This window comes from Enterobacter sp. 50588862, from assembly GCF_001462935.1.
Taxonomy (GTDB): domain Bacteria; phylum Pseudomonadota; class Gammaproteobacteria; order Enterobacterales; family Enterobacteriaceae; genus Enterobacter; species Enterobacter bugandensis.
Genome location: NZ_LNHM01000038.1, coordinates 1 through 17,271 on the forward strand (window position 1 = coordinate 1; position 17,271 = coordinate 17,271).

The window sequence follows — 17,271 nt, forward strand, 5'->3', positions numbered from 1 at the left end:
TCCGGCTTGTCGGGGGCGGGCGGAGGTAACGTCCCTGTAAAGCCCGCCCTCTCGGCGCATCCATGCGCCTCGCCCCGGCCTACAGGAAACGCCTCAGCGATTTACAGCCGGACCAGGACATCGCTGTTAGTTATTCATTTCTCTGAAGCAATGTTCATCGCTTCAGGAAAAAATTACTGGGGATTCCTCAGCCCTGTGGGAGAGGGCCGGGGTGAGGGCACCAGCCCGCACGGTTCAAACCAGCCGGTTTTTCGCATCCGCAATCGCCTGCGACACCTGCTTCGGCGACACGCCGCCTTTCGCCGCACGTTTATCCAGGCAGGACTGCAGCGCCAGAATCGGGTACACATCCTCCCCGATCGCCGCGCTGAATTTTTGCAGGTCGGCAAGCGCCAGATCTTCCAGCGGTTTACCCTGACGAATCGCTTCCACCACCGCTTCGCCCACAATATGGTGCGCCTCGCGGAACGGTACGCCCTTCGCGACAAGGTAGTCCGCCAGTTCGGTAGAGTTGGCATAGCCCTGCTGCGCCGCTTCCTGGCAGCGCGGACGTTTCACCTGAATGCCGTCCAGCACCAGCGCGCCCATGTGCAGACAGTCCAGCCAGGTGTCGAGCGCGTCGAACAGCCCTTCCTTGTCTTCCTGCATATCTTTGTTATACGCCAGCGGCAGCCCTTTCAGGGTCATCATCATGCCGGTCAGCGCGCCCTGCACGCGACCGCACTTGCCGCGGATCAGCTCCAGCGCGTCCGGGTTTTTCTTCTGCGGCATCAGCGATGAGCCTGAGGTCACGCGATCGGACAGCTCAACGAAGCCCGCTTCGCCGGAGTTAAAGAAGATCAGGTCTTCGGCAAAGCGTGAAAGATGCACCATCCCGATAGAGGCATTGGAGAGCAGCTCCAGCACGTGGTCACGGTCAGATACGCTGTCCAGGCTGTTGCGGGTGGCGGAGGCAAAGCCCAGCCAGCCTGCCAGCTGTTCGCGGTCGATTTCATACGCCGTACCGGCCAGCGCGCCGCTGCCCAGCGGGCTGACGTCCAGACGCTTCAGGGTATCCTGCAGACGGCTTTCGTCACGCGCCAGCATCTCAACGTAGGCCAGACACCAGTGCGCAAAGGTCACCGGCTGCGCGCGCTGCAGGTGGGTATAACCCGGCATCACCGCGTCCTGATTATTCTGTGCGGTCTCCACCAGCGCGGTCTGCAGCTGACGGTTAGCCGCCAGCAGCTCGCCAACGGTCTCTTTACACCACAGCTTCAGGTCGGTGGCGACCTGGTCGTTACGGCTCCGGCCGGTGTGCAGCTTTTTACCCAGCTGGCCTACCTTGTCGATCAGTTTGCCTTCCACCCAGCTGTGAATATCTTCGGCATCGCTCTGCAGAATTTGCTGCGGATCCAGACGCACCTCTTCCAGCAGGTTGTTCAGCGCCTCTTCCAGCTGCTGCTGTTCGTCTGCGGTCAGTACGCCAACGGTCACCAGCGCTTTGGACCAGGCCACAGAGCCGACAATATCCTGTTCGGCCAGGCGGTAGTCGAAGCGCAAAGAGTCATTGAACTGTTTGAACCGCTGATCCGCTGCCTGTGTAAAACGCCCACCCCAAAGTGCCATAACATCGTTCCTTTATTCGTTAGTTCCGCCGGGTGGCGCTACGCTTACCCGGCCTACGGTCATTCATTAAAAACTTACGCTAAAATACGTGTGCCAATCGGCGTGCCGTTAAACAGCGCCGGCAATTGCTCCGCGTGACGCCAGGAGGCAATATCTACCGGACGGCCCAGCGTGCGCGCCGCATCCAGCGCGGCGTTCACTTTGACGATCATGCCGTCGGTAATAATGCCCTGAGCGATCAGCTGCTCGGCTTTGGCGGCTGTCATTTCCGCTATGCGCTGGCCTTTACCGTCCAGAATGCCGCTGACGTCGGAGAGCAGGATCAGGTCCGCGCCCAGCGTTGCCGCCAGTGCGGTTGCCGCCTGGTCAGCGTTAACGTTCATCAGCTCGCCCTCTTCGGTCACGCCGATAGAGCTCACCACCGGCAGGAAACCGCCTTCCAGCAGGGTGTTAATCAGCTTAGGCGAACCTGGCTGCGCCAGTCCAACATGGCCGAGCTCTTCGTCGAGCTGGGTCACTTTTACGCTGTCACCGTCGCCCAGGTAGAGGCCAACGGACGCAATATGGTGTTTCTTCGCCCATGCCAGCAGCGTTTTGTTCGCCGTGCCCGCCAGCGCGCCGGTAATGATGTCAATCTGGTCAGCAGGCGTGACGCGCAGGCCATTTTTCTTTTTCACCGGCAGATTCAGCCCTTTCATCAGCTCATCCACCACGCAGCCGCCGCCGTGCACAATCACCAGCGGACGCTGGTGCGATTCGCGATAGTTCACCAGCGCGGTAAACAGGCGCTCCAGCGCTTCTTCGCTGTCCAGCAGTACACCACCGAGTTTGATAATTAATGGGTTCATCATCACACCTTAAATAAGAGCCTGCGTTTCAGGGAAGCCGAAACGAATATTTGCACACTGCATTGCCTGTGCGGCAGCGCCTTTGAGTAAGTTATCTTCTGCGGCGACCACAATCAGATGCTCGCCCTGTACGGCAAAGCCGATATCGCAGAACGGCAGGCCAACCACATTTTTGAGCGCCGGCACGCCTTTGTCGTACAGACGCACCAGCGGCTTATCCGCATACGCCTGCGTGAAGGCCTCGCTCACCTGCTCTTTCGTCACGCCCGACTTCAGGCGACAGGTGATGGTTTCGAGGATCCCGCGCGGGAAGCTGCCCAGGTGCGGGGTAAAAATCACCTCCGCGCCCAGATGGGTGGTGATTTCAGGATGATGGCGGTGATTAAACACGCCATACGGCTGAAGGCTCACTTCGCAGAAGCTGTTGGAGATAGCGGCCTTGCGCCCCGCACCGCTCACGCCGCTGGTGGCGTTGATCACCGGCCACTGGCTTAGATCCAGCAGACCGGCGTCGATCAGCGGCTTCAGGGAGAGCTGTGCCGCCGTCGGGTAGCAGCCCGGAACGGCAATCAGGTCCGCTTCTTTCAGTTTATCCGCACTCCACTCCGCCAGGCCGTACACCGCTTTTTCAAGCAGATCCGGATGCTGATGAGTGAAGCCGTAATATTTTTCGTAGAACGCGCCGTCGTTAACGCGGAACGCGCCGGAGAGGTCAAACACCACGCAGCCGGCCGCCAGGAACTGCGGCGCAAGGTCGTGGCTGACCTCGTGCGCGGTGGCTAAAAACACCACGTCGACGCCGTCGGTAAACTCGCTGATGTCAGACATCGGCTGCAGCGGCAGATCGACCATGCCCTTAAGCTGCGGATGCAAATCGGAAATTAACTTTCCTGCATCATTGCTTTGCGCTGACACGGTCAAAGCGGTTATGGTCATATGAGGGTGGCGATTTACGTAGCTTACAAGCTCTGCGCCCGCATAACCGCTAGCGCCTACAATCAGCGTATTCAACATCGGGTTCCTTTATGCTCAACGTTAATGTATTTTTATTCACATTTATTGCATGAATATTGATACTATCACGACCTAAGGTGTGTCAACAATGAAAATGAACTTACCGCCATTTATCGAGATCTACCGCGCCCTGATTGCCACACCGTCCATCAGTGCGACCGAAGAAGCGCTGGATCAGAGCAATGAGTCTTTAATCAATCTGCTGGCGGGTTGGTTTAGCGATCTTGGGTTTAACGTTGAGGTTCAGCCCGTCCCCGGAACACGCCACAAATTTAACCTGCTCGCCAGCACCGGAACCGGCGCGGGCGGCCTGCTGCTGGCCGGCCATACCGACACCGTACCGTTTGACGACGGCCGCTGGACGCGCGATCCGTTCACCCTGACCGAGCATGACAACAAGCTCTACGGTCTGGGCACCGCCGACATGAAAGGCTTCTTTGCCTTTATCCTCGACGCGCTGCGTGACGTGGACGTGACGAAGCTGAAAAAACCGCTCTACATTCTGGCAACCGCCGATGAAGAGACCAGCATGGCGGGCGCACGTTATTTCTCTGAAAACACGTCGATTCGTCCGGACTGCGCGATCATCGGTGAACCGACCTCTCTGCAGCCGATTCGTGCGCACAAAGGCCATATTTCTACCGCGGTGCGCGTGCTGGGCCAGTCCGGTCACTCCAGCGATCCGGCGCGCGGCGTGAACGCCATTGAGCTGATGCACGACGCCATTGGCCGCATTATGACCCTGCGCGACGATTTGAAAGAGCGGTATCACTACGAGGCATTCACCGTGCCGTATCCGACGCTGAACCTCGGTAGCCTGCACGGCGGCGATGCGTCCAACCGCATCTGCGCCTGCTGCGAACTGCATATGGATATCCGTCCGCTGCCGGGCATGACGCTGAGCGATCTGGATGGCCTGCTGAATGAAGCGCTGGCCCCGGTGAGCGAGCGCTGGCCGGGACGCCTGACAGTCTCCGAACTGCATCCGCCAATCCCGGGCTACGAATGCCCGCCAGACCACCAGCTGGTTCAGGTGGTGGAAAAACTGCTCGGCGAGAAAACCGACGTGGTGAACTACTGCACCGAAGCGCCTTTTATTCAAACGCTTTGCCCGACGCTGGTCCTCGGCCCTGGCTCCATTAATCAGGCCCACCAGCCGGATGAATATCTGGAAACCCGCTTCATCAAGCCCACCCGCGAGCTGATTACCCAGGTTGTGCATCACTTCTGCTGGCATTAAAACCGCACCGAAAAGTCCCCTCTCCCTGTGGGAGAGGGTTAGGGTGAGGGCAACAAATCGCATGATCACCGTCACATTTCCATAAGCATCTCTTATCTGACGCAATGCGAATTAAATTTCGTAAATTGCCCGCATTTATTCGTTTGCTGAACCGTTTTCGCAGCAATTGACGACGGGGGTTTTACGTGGCTTTATAAAGGGAGATGACAAAATAATGTCCAGAAGATTTTCACATGGGCATAAACAAAAATGATGGGGTGACTGGGTTTTTATGAACGAACAATATTCCGCGTTGCGTAGTAATGTCAGCATGCTCGGCAAAGTGCTTGGAGATACCATCAAAGACGCATTAGGGGAGAACATCCTCGACCGCGTTGAAACCATCCGCAAGCTGTCTAAATCTTCCCGTGCCGGTAACGAGGCCAGTCGTCAGGAGCTGCTCACCACCTTGCAGAACCTCTCTAACGATGAGCTGCTGCCCGTTGCCCGCGCCTTCAGCCAGTTCCTGAACCTGGCAAACACCGCTGAGCAATACCACAGCATTTCGCCAAACGGCGAAGCGGCCAGCAACCCGGAAGTCATTGCCCGCACCCTTCGTAAACTGAAAGACCAGCCAGACCTCAACGAAGCCACCATCAAAAAAGCGGTGGAGTCCCTTTCGCTGGAGCTGGTGCTGACCGCACACCCAACCGAAATCACCCGTCGTACGCTGATCCACAAGATGGTGGAAGTAAACAGCTGCCTGAAGCAGCTGGATAACAAAGACATTGCCGACTACGAGCGCAACCAGCTGATGCGCCGTCTGCGCCAGCTGATTGCCCAGTCCTGGCATACCGATGAAATTCGTAAGCATCGCCCAAGTCCGGTAGACGAAGCCAAATGGGGCTTTGCGGTGGTGGAAAACAGCCTGTGGGAAGGGGTACCAAACTACCTGCGCGAGCTGAACGAACAGCTGGAAGAAAACCTGGGCTATCGTCTGCCGGTAGACTTTGTGCCGGTGCGCTTCACCTCCTGGATGGGCGGTGACCGCGACGGCAACCCGAACGTGACCGCGGAAATCACCCGTCACGTCCTGCTGCTGAGCCGCTGGAAAGCGACCGACCTGTTCCTGAAGGATATTCAGGTGCTGATCTCCGAGCTGTCGATGGTTGAAGCGACGCCGGAACTGCGCGCGCTGGCCGGTGAAGAAGGTGCCAGCGAGCCGTACCGCTTCCTGATGAAAAAGCTGCGCGGTCAGCTGATGGCCACCCAGGCGTGGCTGGAAGCGCGCCTTAAAGGCCAGCGCCTGCCGAAGCCGGAAGGTCTGCTGAGCCAGAACGAACAGCTCTGGGAGCCGCTGTACGCCTGCTATAAATCACTCCAGGCCTGTGGCATGGGCATCATCGCCAACGGCGAACTGCTCGATACCCTGCGCCGCGTGAAGTGTTTCGGCGTACCGCTGGTGCGTATCGACGTCCGTCAGGAAAGTACCCGCCATACTGAAGCCCTGGGCGAGCTGACCCGCTATCTCGGCATCGGCGACTATGAAAGCTGGTCCGAAGCCGACAAGCAGGCGTTCCTGATCCGCGAGCTGAACTCCAAGCGCCCTCTGCTGCCGCGCAACTGGGAGCCAAGCAACGACACCCGCGAGGTGCTCAACACCTGTAAAGCGATCGTCGATGCGCCGAAAGGATCGGTGGCCGCCTACGTGATCTCTATGGCGAAAACCCCGTCCGACGTGCTGGGTGTTCATCTTCTGCTGAAAGAAGCGGGCATCGACTACGCCCTGCCAGTCGCCCCGCTGTTTGAGACCCTCGACGACCTGAACAACGCCAACGACGTCATGACCCAGTTGCTTAACATCGACTGGTATCGCGGCTTTATTCAGGGCAAACAGATGGTAATGATCGGCTATTCCGACTCCGCGAAAGATGCGGGCGTGATGGCGGCGTCCTGGGCGCAGTATCAGGCTCAGGATGCGCTGATCAAAACCTGCGAGAAAGCCGGTATCGAGCTGACCCTGTTCCACGGTCGCGGAGGCTCCATTGGCCGCGGTGGCGCACCTGCTCACGCAGCACTGCTGTCTCAGCCGCCGGGAAGCCTGAAAGGCGGCCTGCGCGTGACCGAGCAGGGCGAGATGATCCGCTTCAAGTATGGCCTGCCGGAAGTGACTATCAGCAGCCTGTCGCTCTATACCAGCGCGATCCTGGAAGCGAACCTGCTGCCGCCGCCGGAGCCAAAAGAATCCTGGTGCCGCATCATGGACGAGCTGTCAGACATCTCCTGCGATCTGTACCGCGGCTACGTGCGTGAAAACAAAGACTTCGTGCCTTACTTCCGTTCAGCCACGCCTGAGCAGGAGCTGGGTAAACTGCCGCTGGGCTCGCGTCCTGCCAAGCGTCGCCCGACCGGTGGCGTTGAATCCCTGCGCGCCATTCCATGGATCTTCGCCTGGACGCAGAACCGCCTGATGCTGCCCGCCTGGCTGGGTGCCGGTGCCGCGCTGCAAAAAGTGGTGGAAGATGGCAAACAGAACGAACTGGAAACCATGTGCCGCGACTGGCCCTTCTTCTCTACCCGTCTTGGCATGCTGGAGATGGTCTTCTCGAAGGCCGACCTGTGGCTGGCGGAATACTACGACCAGCGGCTGGTGAAACCTGAGCTGTGGGCGTTGGGTAAAGAACTGCGCGAACTGCTGGAAGGCGACATCAAAGTGGTGCTGGACATCGCCAACGACTCCCACCTGATGGCGGACCTGCCGTGGATTGCCGAGTCTATCCAGCTGCGTAACATCTACACCGACCCGCTGAACGTTTTACAGGCTGAACTGCTGCACCGTTCCCGCCTGGCGGAAGAGGAAGGTAAAGAGCCGGATCCGCGCGTTGAACAGGCGCTGATGGTGACGATTGCGGGCGTTGCGGCGGGTATGCGTAACACTGGGTAATGCTTTATGCCGGGCAGGCGTTTTTAGCGCCGCCCGGCACGTTTCGGTAGTCTTCTCATGTATTCCGATATCACCCGAATTTTGGCTGACCTGGTGAACCGTACGTTACTGCTGGGTCAGATTCATTTCTCAGCGCTGGCTGAACAGCATCCCCGAACATCTCCCTGCCTCGTCATTACCCTTGTTCCCCCCTGTGAGGCGATATTTTCATCCTTTGGACACATCACGCTTCCACCGCCTAACGTCCTGAGCATACATTTCGGTAAGCAGCAGCTGACTCTCGATTTACAGCGTGACAACGCGCTTTTGCAGCAGCTGCAGGTTCCCCGGCGTGGCCCGCGAACGGGTGCTTTTCTTCTGCAAGCGCTCACCGAATTACAGATGCAGCCAGACGAGCAAGACACAGCCATGCTGGTGGTATTAAGCTTGCTCAGCCACTGCCGGGATCTGCTTGGCAGTGACATCCACACCGCTAACCGCAGCCGGGCGCTATTCGAAGCCGTTCGTAGCTATATCGAAGAAAATTACGCCTCTTCGTTAACGCGCGAATCCGTGGCACAGGCGTTCTACATCTCGCCGAACTACCTTTCCCATCTCTTTCAGAAGATCGGCCACGTGGGGTTCAACGAGTATCTGACACAAACGCGGCTGGAACATGCACGCCAGCTGCTGAAAGGCTACGATCTCAAAATTAAAGATATTGCCGCACGCTGCGGATTTCCTGACAGCAACTACTTTTGTCGCCTCTTTCGCAAGCACACCGAGCGTTCCCCTTCCGAATATCGTCGCCAGTATCACAGCAAGCTTATCGCCAAAAAATAGCATTGTGATCGCTATCGCACTTCGCTAAGGACATTACATTTGTCCAGTATTTGGCAAAATTGACCTGTATCCGCCGCACTCAGCCGGGCCTTATCCTTTATTCAACCTTTCTGACTTAAGGAAAAATAATGGAACTGTATCTGGATACCGCGAACGTGGCGGAAGTGGAACGCCTTGCACGCATCTTCCCCATCGCGGGCGTCACCACCAACCCAAGCATCATTGCCGCCAGCCGTGAATCCATCTGGGACGTGCTGCCGCGCCTGCAACAAGCCATCGGGCCGGAAGGCACGCTGTTTGCTCAAACCATGAGCCGCGATGCCGAAGGCATGGTGGCGGAGGCCAAACGCCTGAGTAATGCCATCCCGGGTATTGTGGTGAAAATTCCGGTCACCGCGCAGGGGCTTATCGCCATTAAACAGCTGAAAAGAGAGGGTATTACCACGTTGGGTACCGCCGTTTACAGCGCCGCTCAGGGTTTACTGGCCGCGCTGGCAGGCGCGAAATACGTTGCGCCGTACGTCAACCGCGTCGACGCACAGGGCGGTGACGGTATTCGCATGGTACAGGAGCTGCAGTCCCTGCTGGAACTGCATGCGCCGGAAAGCATGGTGCTGGCTGCCAGCTTCAAAACACCGCGTCAGGCGCTGGACTGCCTGCTGGCCGGATGCGAGGCAATCACGATCCCCTTAGACGTAGCGCAACAAATGCTCGGTACCCCAGCGGTAGAGTCGGCCATAGAAAAGTTCGAGCAGGACTGGAAAAACGCGTTTGGTAACCTCAATCTCTAAGAGAGAACAGGTTCGCAAAAAGAACTCGATCGCCTGAAAAGCGGGTGACAGCTACGCCTTACCCCGCCTGGATGACTGGCAAAAAAAATCCCCGCCGTGGCGGGGATTGCTTTTACTTCACGTCAAACCGATCCAAATCCATCACCTTCGCCCATGCGGCAACGAAGTCACGGACAAACTTCTCGTGCGCATCGCTGCTGGCGTAAACCTCGGCCAGCGCGCGCAGGACCGCGTTCGAACCGAAGACCAGGTCGGCGCGGGTCGCGGTGTATTTCACTTCACCGCTGGCGCGATCGCTTCCGGCAAACAGTTCGTTTGAATCGTCGGTCGCTTTCCACTGGGTATTCATATCCAACAGGTTCACGAAGAAGTCGTTGCTCAGCACGCCCTCGCGGTTGGTGAACACGCCGTTCTTACTGCCATCAAAGTTCGTGCCCAGCACGCGCAGGCCGCCGATCAGCACCGTCAGCTCCGGTGCGGTCAGGGTCAGTTGCTGGGCTTTGTCGATCAGCAGCGACTCGGTGGTAGACACATCCACCTGTGCGCGATAGTTGCGGAAGCCGTCGGCAATCGGTTCGAGCAGGTTAAACATCTCGATATCCGTCTGATCCTGACGCGCATCCACACGGCCCGGCGTGAACGGCACGTTGACGTAAACGCCCGCGGCTTTCGCCGCCTGCTCAACGCCCACAACGCCCGCCAGCACGATGATATCCGCCAGCGAGGCTTTATTGGTGGTGCGCTGAATAGCTTCCAGAGCCGGTAACGCACGTACCGCCGCGGCGTTCACATCCCAGTCGCGCTGAGGCGCCAGCGCCAGACGCGCGCCGTTGGCGCCGCCGCGCTTGTCGCCACCGCGGAAGGTCGATGCAGACGCCCATGCCACGGAAACCAGCTCGCTCACGGAGAGGCCAGAGGCCGCGATTTCCGCTTTCAGGCTTTCAATGTCTTCCTGCGTCGGATGGAACACCGGCTGAGGCAGCGGATCCTGCCAAATCAGATCTTCTTTCGGCACTTCCGGGCCGATGTACCGCGCTTTTGGCCCCATATCACGGTGGGTCAGTTTGAACCACGCGCGCGCGAAGGCTTCGTTAAAGGCCTGCGGATCGTTCAGGAAGCGACGGGAAATTTTCTCGAATTCCGGGTCGAAACGCAGCGTCAGGTCGGTGACCAGCATGGTTGGCTTACGTTTTTTCGACGGGTCAAACGGGTCTGGCATGATTTCTGGCGCATCCACGGCTTCAAACTGAATCGCGCCTGCCGGGCTGCGGGTCTGCACCCATTCGTATTTGAACAGGTTCTCGAAGAAGTAGTTGCTCCACTGGGTCGGAGTTTGCGACCAGATGACTTCCAGCCCGGAGGTGATGGCGTCAGCGCCAATACCGGTGCCGTGCGTGCTGGCCCAGCCTAAGCCCTGCGCTTCAATCGGCGAGGCTTCCGGATCGGTACCTACGTGCGTGGCTTCACCCGCGCCGTGGGTTTTACCGAGCGTATGGCCGCCGGCAATCAGCGCGACGGTCTCTTCGTCGTTCATACCCATGTTGCCAAAGGTGGCGCGGATCGCCGCCGCAGCAGACAGCGGTTCACCGCTGGCGTTTGGCCCTTCCGGGTTCACGTAAATCAGCCCCATTTCGGTGGCCGCCAGCGGGCGCTTCGCCAGTGCTTCCGGGTCACGGTGGGTCAGCCAGGCTTTTTCATCACCCCAGTTCACGTCCAGATCCGGTTCCCAGACGTCTTCACGACCGGCGCCAAAACCAAAGGTGCGGAAGCCGGAGTTCTCCAGCGCCACGTTACCTGCGAGAATAAACAGGTCGGCCCAGGAGATTTTTTGTCCGTATTTTTGCTTGATTGGCCACAGCAGGCGGCGCGCTTTATCCAGGCTGACGTTATCCGGCCAGGAGTTCAGCGGCGCAAAGCGCTGTTGGCCACGTCCGGCACCGCCGCGTCCGTCAACGGAGCGGTAAGTACCGGCACCGTGCCAGGCCATGCGAATAAACAGACCCGCGTAGCTGCCCCAGTCGGCAGGCCACCACGGTTGAGAATCGGTTAACAGGGCTTTGAGATCGCCCTTGAGGGCGGAATAGTCGAGCTTGCTGAATTCTTTGCGGTAGTCGAAGTCTTCACCCAGAGGGTTCGAACGGTTGGAATGTTGGTTTAGAAGATCGATGCGGAGTTGTTTAGGCCACCACTCTTTGCTGCCGGTACCTGCGCCCGCGCTGTGATCGACGCCGCCCTGATGGAACGGACATTTGCCGGCGGATGCCGCGTTATTGGTCTCGTCTGACGTGCTCATCGCTATGCTCCCTTTACAGTGATACCGTTACGATATACACCACTAGCAATAAGATATAGTTGAATTAATCCACAGATTCGATAGTTAATACCTTTTAACTTTTTATATGATTAAAAAGCCCTCACTTTATGAGGGCTTTTTGCTGATTACGCCGGACGAACGCCCAGCGTATGACAAATGGCGTAGCTCATCTCCGCGCGGTTAAGCGTGTAGAAGTGGAAGTCTTTCACCCCTTCGCGGCTTAAGATCTTCACCATGTCCATCGCGATATTGGCCCCCACCAGCTTGCGGGTTTCCGCGTCATCGTCCAGCCCTTCGTACATTTTGGACATCCACAGCGGAATGCGAACGTTGGTCATATCGGCGAACTTCTTCGCCTGTTTGAAGTTAGAGACTGGCAGAATGCCCGGGATAATTTCGACGTCGATACCTGCCGAGACGCAGCGGTCGCGGAAGCGCAGATAGCTTTCCACGTCAAAGAAGAACTGGGTGATGGCGCGGTTGGCACCGGCTTCCACCTTACGCTTCAGGTTAAGCAAATCCGCCTGGGCGCTTTTCGCTTCCGGGTGGACTTCAGGGTAGGCGGCCACGGAGATATCAAAATCAGCAACGTCTTTCAGCAGCGCGACCAGATCGGTAGCGTACATGTCCGGCTTGCCGCTTCCCGGCGGCAGATCGCCACGCAGGGCAACGATATGGCGAATCCCGTTGTTCCAGTAGTCCTGGGCAATGGCGCGCAGCTCATCGCGGGTGGCGTCAATACAGGTCAGATGCGGCGCTGCTTCCAGACCGGTACGATCTTTGATGCCTTTAATAATGCTGTGCGTGCGGTCGCGCTCGCCGGAGTTGGCGCCGTAGGTCACGGAGACAAACTTCGGCTTAAGGCTGCTCAGGCGATCGATAGAGCTCCACAGGGTTTGCTCCATTTCACTGGTGCGCGGCGGGAAAAATTCAAAAGAGACGTTAATCTGGCCGTTTACTTCGGCCAGGCTCTGATTCAGTGCTTCCCGCTGGTTGGCGTGAAAAAAGCTCATACCTTACCTCTATCTTTCGCGTGTCATTGTCTGTTGTGTTGTGAACTTCTATACGTTTAGACGTCCAGATGTAAAAATGACGGAAAAGCGGCGTGACGTCAACAGAAATAATCACAATAACGGTGAGGTTTGCTCAGGGAAGATGAAGGGAGTTCATGATGAGGGTGAGCGCGGTCTGATGCCCTCACCCTAACCCTCTCCCACAAGGAGAGGGAAATTCACTTTTTACAGCAGCTTAGCCAGACGGTTAATATCGGACTGGATAGCCCCAGCGGTGACATCGCGCCCCGCGCCCGGGCCGCGGATCACCAGCGGGTTATCGCGGTACCAGCGGCTTTCAATGGCGAAGACGTTATCGCACGGCAGCAGGGCCGCCAGCGGATGGTCAGGACGCACCGCCTCGACACCCACACGCGCCTTACCGTTCGCCTCGAAACGCGCCACGTAGCGCAGCACCAGCCCCATCTCGTTTGCCGCTTCCAGACGCTGCACCATCTGGTCATTCAGCTCGTCGCCGTTTTCGAAGAAGTGGTCAACAGAACCTTCTTCGCAGCCTGCAGGCACCAGCGACTCGACGCGTACGGAATCCGGCTCGATGTCATAACCGGCTTCACGCGCCAGGATCACCAGCTTGCGCATCACGTCTTTACCGGAGAGGTCAACGCGCGGATCGGGCTCGGTTAAGCCCTGCTGCCACGCCTGATCCACCAGGTCGGTGAACGGTACGGTGCCGTCAAACTGCAGGAACAGCCAGGAGAGCGTGCCGGAGAAGATCCCGCTCAGCGCCAGAATGCTGTCGCCGCTTTCAATCAGGTCACGCACGGTATGGTTAACCGGCAGGCCCGCGCCAACGGTGGCATTATAGAGCCAGTGGCGGCCCGTTTTTTCAAACGCGTCGTGGATCTGACGATATTTATCGGTGCTGCTCGCCCCCGCCAGCTTGTTGGCGCTGATGACGTGGAAACCGTGGCTGGCGAAATCCAGATACTGATCGGCAAGCTGTTCGCTGGCGGTGACATCCAGCACCACCAGATCGTCATACGGGTGCGCGCGCATCCACAGGAACAGTGACTCTTCATCCTGCTCAACCGCTTCATCGTTAAAGAAGGCAAGCGCCCGGCTGGCGTCCAGCCCTTCGTAGTTCAGCAAGCTGCGGCGGCTATCCACCACGCCCGCAAGAATAAATTCAAACCCGGTACGCGCCGAAAGCGTGACCTGTTCGCGGGCGAACAGCTCCAGCCAGCGGGAACCGATGTTACCCTTGCCAAACAGCACCAGGCCGATGCGTTTTTCCGCGCGGAACAGCGAGGTGTGCAGACCCTGAATCAGGCTTTCGGTTGGGCCTTTACGCAGCACGGCGACCAGGCTGATGCCCTCTTCCGACTGCCAGGTGAACTCCACCGGCTGGCCCTTCAGCTGCTGCCAGAAGCGGTGGCAGTGCAGCGGGTTACGGGTGACGCCCGCGCCGACCATCGCCACCAGCGCCAGCCCCTGACGCAGGCGAAGCTCGCCCGGCAGGCCCGCTTCGTCGAGAATTTTCAGCGCGCTGTCCGCCACTTCGGCGGTATAGCAGAACTGCAGCAGCTGACGATCGTTATGCACGCCAACGGCCAGCGGACGCACCTGGGCGCGCTTCAGGATCGTGTCGATATCTTTATGCGCCAGCCTGAAGTCCTGACCCGCAGGGACCTGGAACTCGATCAGGCAGATGTCGTCGTGGCTGGTGACGATGCGCGCGCCCGTGCCGGACGCCAGCACGCGCTCAATGCGGGTAGACCCCTGATCCGGCGTATAGCTACAGCGCAGCTGCAGGTCAATATCGCTGCCGGAAACCGGCTGCAGCGTACGGGCGTGCAGAACCGGTGCCGCCAGACGCGCCAGCTCGCTGGCTTCGTCGAGACGCAGCAGCGGAAGCAGGCAGGCATCTTTCACTTTACGCGGGTCCGCGCTGTAGACACCGGCCACGTCGCTCCAGATGGTAACGCGGGACACGCCCGCCAGGGCACCAATCTGCGTTGCCGAGTAGTCCGAACCGTTACGACCCAGCAGCACGGTTTCACCGGCGTTGCTGCGGCTGATAAAGCCAGTGACGACAATACGTTTGCCCGGATGCTGCACCAGCAGCTGTTGCAGCAGCGGATAGGACAACCCTTCGTCCACCTGCGGCTGCGCGGCGCGTTCCGCACGCAGGAAATCACGCGCGTCGAGCCAGGCCGCGTCCACGCCCAGGTGTTGCAGCACGGCGGCCATCAGGCGCGCGGACCACACTTCACCGTGGCCCACCACTTCGGCATACACCGCGTCGGTAATCCCGCTGTCCAGCAGAGCAGCCAGACGCTCAAGGTCATGCGTGAAGGCGCTGATCAGCCCGTCCGCCACGTCCGCAGGCAGCAGGCCGGCAATCAGCTCGCTCTGGTAACGACGTAAGGACTGTTGCACCTGATGCGCAGAAAGGCGATCGGTCTGGCTCAGTTTCAGCCAGCTAATCAACTGGTTGGTGGTGCTGCCCGCCGCCGAGACAACCATCATGTCACCCGGCTGTGAATATTCGGTCATGATCCCTGCGACGCGCAGATAACATTTCACATCAGCAAGACTACTACCACCAAACTTGTGCAGCTGACGACCCTTCGCCCCTGCCTGCGCTATCACACTCATGATTACCCCTTGGCTGCGACCCGGAAGCCATTTTCCAGATCGGCAATTAAATCTTCAGAATCTTCAATACCGGTCGAGATACGCAGCAGCGTCTCGGAAATCCCGGCGGCGGCACGTGCTTCCGGTGCCATACCTGCGTGCGTCATGGTCGCGGCGTGGGAGATCAAGCTTTCAACCCCACCTAAGGATTCCGCCAGCGTAAACAATGACAGCCCGCTCAGGAAGCGACGCAGCGTTTGCTCGTCACCGTCCAGTTCAAAACTTAACATCGCGCCAAATCCCTTCTGCTGGCGCGCGGCAATCTCATGCCCCTGGTTTTCCGGCAGCGACGGGTGATAAAGCTTCTTCACCAGCGGCTGGGTTTTCAGGAAATCGACAATCGCATGGGCATTACGCTGCGCCACGTCCATGCGCGGCGACAGCGTGCGGATGCCGCGCAACAGCAGGTAACTGTCGAACGCGCCCGCGGTGACGCCAATGTTATTAGCCCACCATGCCAGTTCCGTGACAACGTCGGGATCTTTTGCAATCACCACGCCCGCCACCACGTCAGAATGGCCGTTCAGATATTTAGTGCATGAATGCAATACCTGATCCGCACCCAGTGCTAACGGGTTCTGAAGGGCCGGACTGAGGAAGGTATTATCCACTACACTTATCGCTCCCGCATCCCTTGCGAGCTGACAAATTTTCGCAATGTCGACAACGCGCAACAATGGGTTGCTTGGACTTTCCACCAGAACCAGCTTCGGCTTCTCTGCCAGCGCCTGTTTCAGCGCCTGTTCGTCGTTTTGATCGACAAACAGCACGCGGTAGCAGCCGCGCTTTGCCAGGCTGTCAAACAGACGATAGCTGCCGCCGTAACAGTCGTGCGGCGCAACCAGCAGATCGCCAGGCTTCAGGAACACCGTGGTCACCAGGTGAATGGCAGACATACCGGTATTGGTTAATACCGCACCCGCGCCGCCTTCCAGTTCCGCCAGCGCGCGCTGGGTTACATCACGCGTAGGGTTGCCGCGACGCGAGTAGTCATGCGCGCGCGGTTCATTAAATCCGGTGAAATTGTAGGTGCTGGAAAGATGAATGGGCGGGACAACGCAGCCGTACTGCTCGTCATCATTTAATCCGCTACGCACTGCGATCGTGGCCTGTTTACGCGTCATGGTGAGGGCTTCCTGGCGAATGAGGTGAAAAGTCAGCCACCAGAGTAAACATTGAAAGTATGGACGTCAATACATCTGGACATCTAAACTTCTTTGCGTATAGATTGAGCAATGCGCAAATAGCCGTTAAAATTATATGCTTTAGTGCACGCTGCAGCGGCAATATCCGTGCCACGGTATCGTCTCTACGGTAAACTACGCAAGATTACGGTTCAAAACGGGCAGTGACCGGTTTGCACCTTTAGATTAATGACTGAGAGGATTAAAGGTATCTCATGGCTGAATGGAGCGGCGAATATATCAGCCCATACGCTGAGCACGGTAAGAAGAGTGAGCAAGTAAAGAAAATTACGGTTTCCATTCCTCTGAAGGTGTTGAAGATCCTCACCGATGAACGTACGCGTCGTCAGGTGAACAACCTGCGTCACGCGACCAACAGCGAACTGCTGTGCGAAGCGTTCCTGCATGCGTTTACCGGCCAACCGTTGCCGAACGATGACGATCTGCGCAAAGAGCGTAGCGACGAAATCCCGGAAGAGGCGAAGGTGATCATGCGTGAACTGGGTATTGACCCGGAGACGTGGGAATACTGAGAAGCGGATACAAAAAAGGCACCTTGCGGTGCCTTTTTTTCGGGAAACTTATTTAGCGCCCGGGATGCTGAAACGCTTGTTGAAGCGGTCAACACGGCCACCGGTTGCAACATCACGCTGCTTACCAGTGTAGAACGGGTGGCATTTGCCGCACACGTCCAGGTTCAGATCGTGACCCACGGTAGAGCGGATCTGGATAGAGTTACCGCAAGAGCAGTTTGCAGTAATCATTTCGTATTTCGGGTGAATATCTTTTTTCATGGGAGAACCTCAGTTAAGGCCGC

General features: G+C 58.0%; 13 protein-coding genes. 5 read left to right on the forward strand and 8 right to left on the reverse strand.

The window, feature by feature from the left end; genetic code table 11:
- Nucleotides 1–234 precede the first annotated feature (234 nt).
- The 3 genes from argH to argC form a co-directional block, all read right to left on the reverse strand.
- Entirely contained in the window at nucleotides 235–1,608 is a 1,374-nt protein-coding gene (argH, locus tag APT89_RS19845; protein ID WP_060573367.1) for an argininosuccinate lyase, read from the reverse strand.
- 74 nt (nucleotides 1,609–1,682) lie between these two features.
- Entirely contained in the window at nucleotides 1,683–2,459 is a 777-nt protein-coding gene (argB, locus tag APT89_RS19850) for an acetylglutamate kinase (protein WP_098946274.1), read from the reverse strand.
- 6 nt (nucleotides 2,460–2,465) lie between these two features.
- Nucleotides 2,466–3,470, reverse strand: coding sequence for an N-acetyl-gamma-glutamyl-phosphate reductase (gene argC / locus APT89_RS19855; RefSeq protein ID WP_041911806.1), 1,005 nt, complete (start codon nucleotides 3,468–3,470; stop codon nucleotides 2,466–2,468).
- A gap of 88 nt (nucleotides 3,471–3,558) precedes the next feature.
- Between argC and argE the strand changes: the two genes are divergently transcribed.
- From argE to fsa, 4 genes are all read left to right on the forward strand, one after another.
- The gene (gene argE / locus APT89_RS19860) at nucleotides 3,559–4,710 is read left to right on the forward strand and encodes an acetylornithine deacetylase (RefSeq protein WP_028014830.1); all 1,152 of its coding nucleotides are present in this window, start codon (nucleotides 3,559–3,561) and stop codon (nucleotides 4,708–4,710) included.
- Nucleotides 4,711–4,981: 271 nt separating this feature from the next.
- Nucleotides 4,982–7,633 (forward strand): phosphoenolpyruvate carboxylase, encoded by a 2,652-nt coding sequence (ppc, locus tag APT89_RS19865; RefSeq protein ID WP_041911805.1) that lies wholly within the window; start codon nucleotides 4,982–4,984, stop codon nucleotides 7,631–7,633.
- A 57-nt stretch (nucleotides 7,634–7,690) separates the two neighbouring features.
- Nucleotides 7,691–8,455: a helix-turn-helix transcriptional regulator gene (locus tag APT89_RS19870; protein WP_060573369.1), complete on the forward strand. Its 765-nt coding sequence runs from the start codon at nucleotides 7,691–7,693 to the stop codon at nucleotides 8,453–8,455.
- Between the two features lie 128 nt (nucleotides 8,456–8,583).
- Nucleotides 8,584–9,246, forward strand: a complete 663-nt coding sequence (fsa, locus tag APT89_RS19875; protein WP_048958129.1) for a fructose-6-phosphate aldolase — start codon at nucleotides 8,584–8,586, stop codon at nucleotides 9,244–9,246.
- Nucleotides 9,247–9,358: 112 nt separating this feature from the next.
- Here the strand turns inward: fsa and katG are convergent, their stop codons facing one another.
- From katG to metB, 4 genes are all read right to left on the reverse strand, one after another.
- Nucleotides 9,359–11,539: a catalase/peroxidase HPI gene (katG, locus tag APT89_RS19880; RefSeq protein ID WP_028014834.1), complete on the reverse strand. Its 2,181-nt coding sequence runs from the start codon at nucleotides 11,537–11,539 to the stop codon at nucleotides 9,359–9,361.
- 146 nt (nucleotides 11,540–11,685) lie between these two features.
- Nucleotides 11,686–12,573 (reverse strand): methylenetetrahydrofolate reductase, encoded by an 888-nt coding sequence (gene metF, locus APT89_RS19885; protein WP_041911801.1) that lies wholly within the window; start codon nucleotides 12,571–12,573, stop codon nucleotides 11,686–11,688.
- 225 nt (nucleotides 12,574–12,798) lie between these two features.
- A complete protein-coding gene (locus APT89_RS19890; RefSeq protein WP_041911800.1) occupies nucleotides 12,799–15,231 on the reverse strand; it encodes a bifunctional aspartate kinase/homoserine dehydrogenase II in 2,433 nt (810 codons plus the stop codon).
- Nucleotides 15,232–15,233: 2 nt separating this feature from the next.
- On the reverse strand, nucleotides 15,234–16,394 hold the full coding sequence (gene metB, locus APT89_RS19895) for a cystathionine gamma-synthase (RefSeq protein ID WP_060573371.1): 1,161 nt from the start codon (nucleotides 16,392–16,394) through the stop codon (nucleotides 15,234–15,236).
- A gap of 275 nt (nucleotides 16,395–16,669) precedes the next feature.
- On the opposite strand from metB, the gene metJ reads away from it, so the two are divergent.
- The gene (metJ, locus tag APT89_RS19900; RefSeq protein WP_003862042.1) at nucleotides 16,670–16,987 is read left to right on the forward strand and encodes a met regulon transcriptional regulator MetJ; all 318 of its coding nucleotides are present in this window, start codon (nucleotides 16,670–16,672) and stop codon (nucleotides 16,985–16,987) included.
- Between the two features lie 48 nt (nucleotides 16,988–17,035).
- Here metJ and rpmE read toward each other — a convergent pair whose 3' ends face one another.
- Nucleotides 17,036–17,248 carry a 50S ribosomal protein L31 gene (gene rpmE, locus APT89_RS19905; protein WP_003862040.1) on the reverse strand — a complete coding sequence of 71 codons (213 nt, stop codon included), beginning with the start codon at nucleotides 17,246–17,248 and terminating at the stop codon, nucleotides 17,036–17,038.
- Nucleotides 17,249–17,271: the final 23 nt, after the last annotated feature.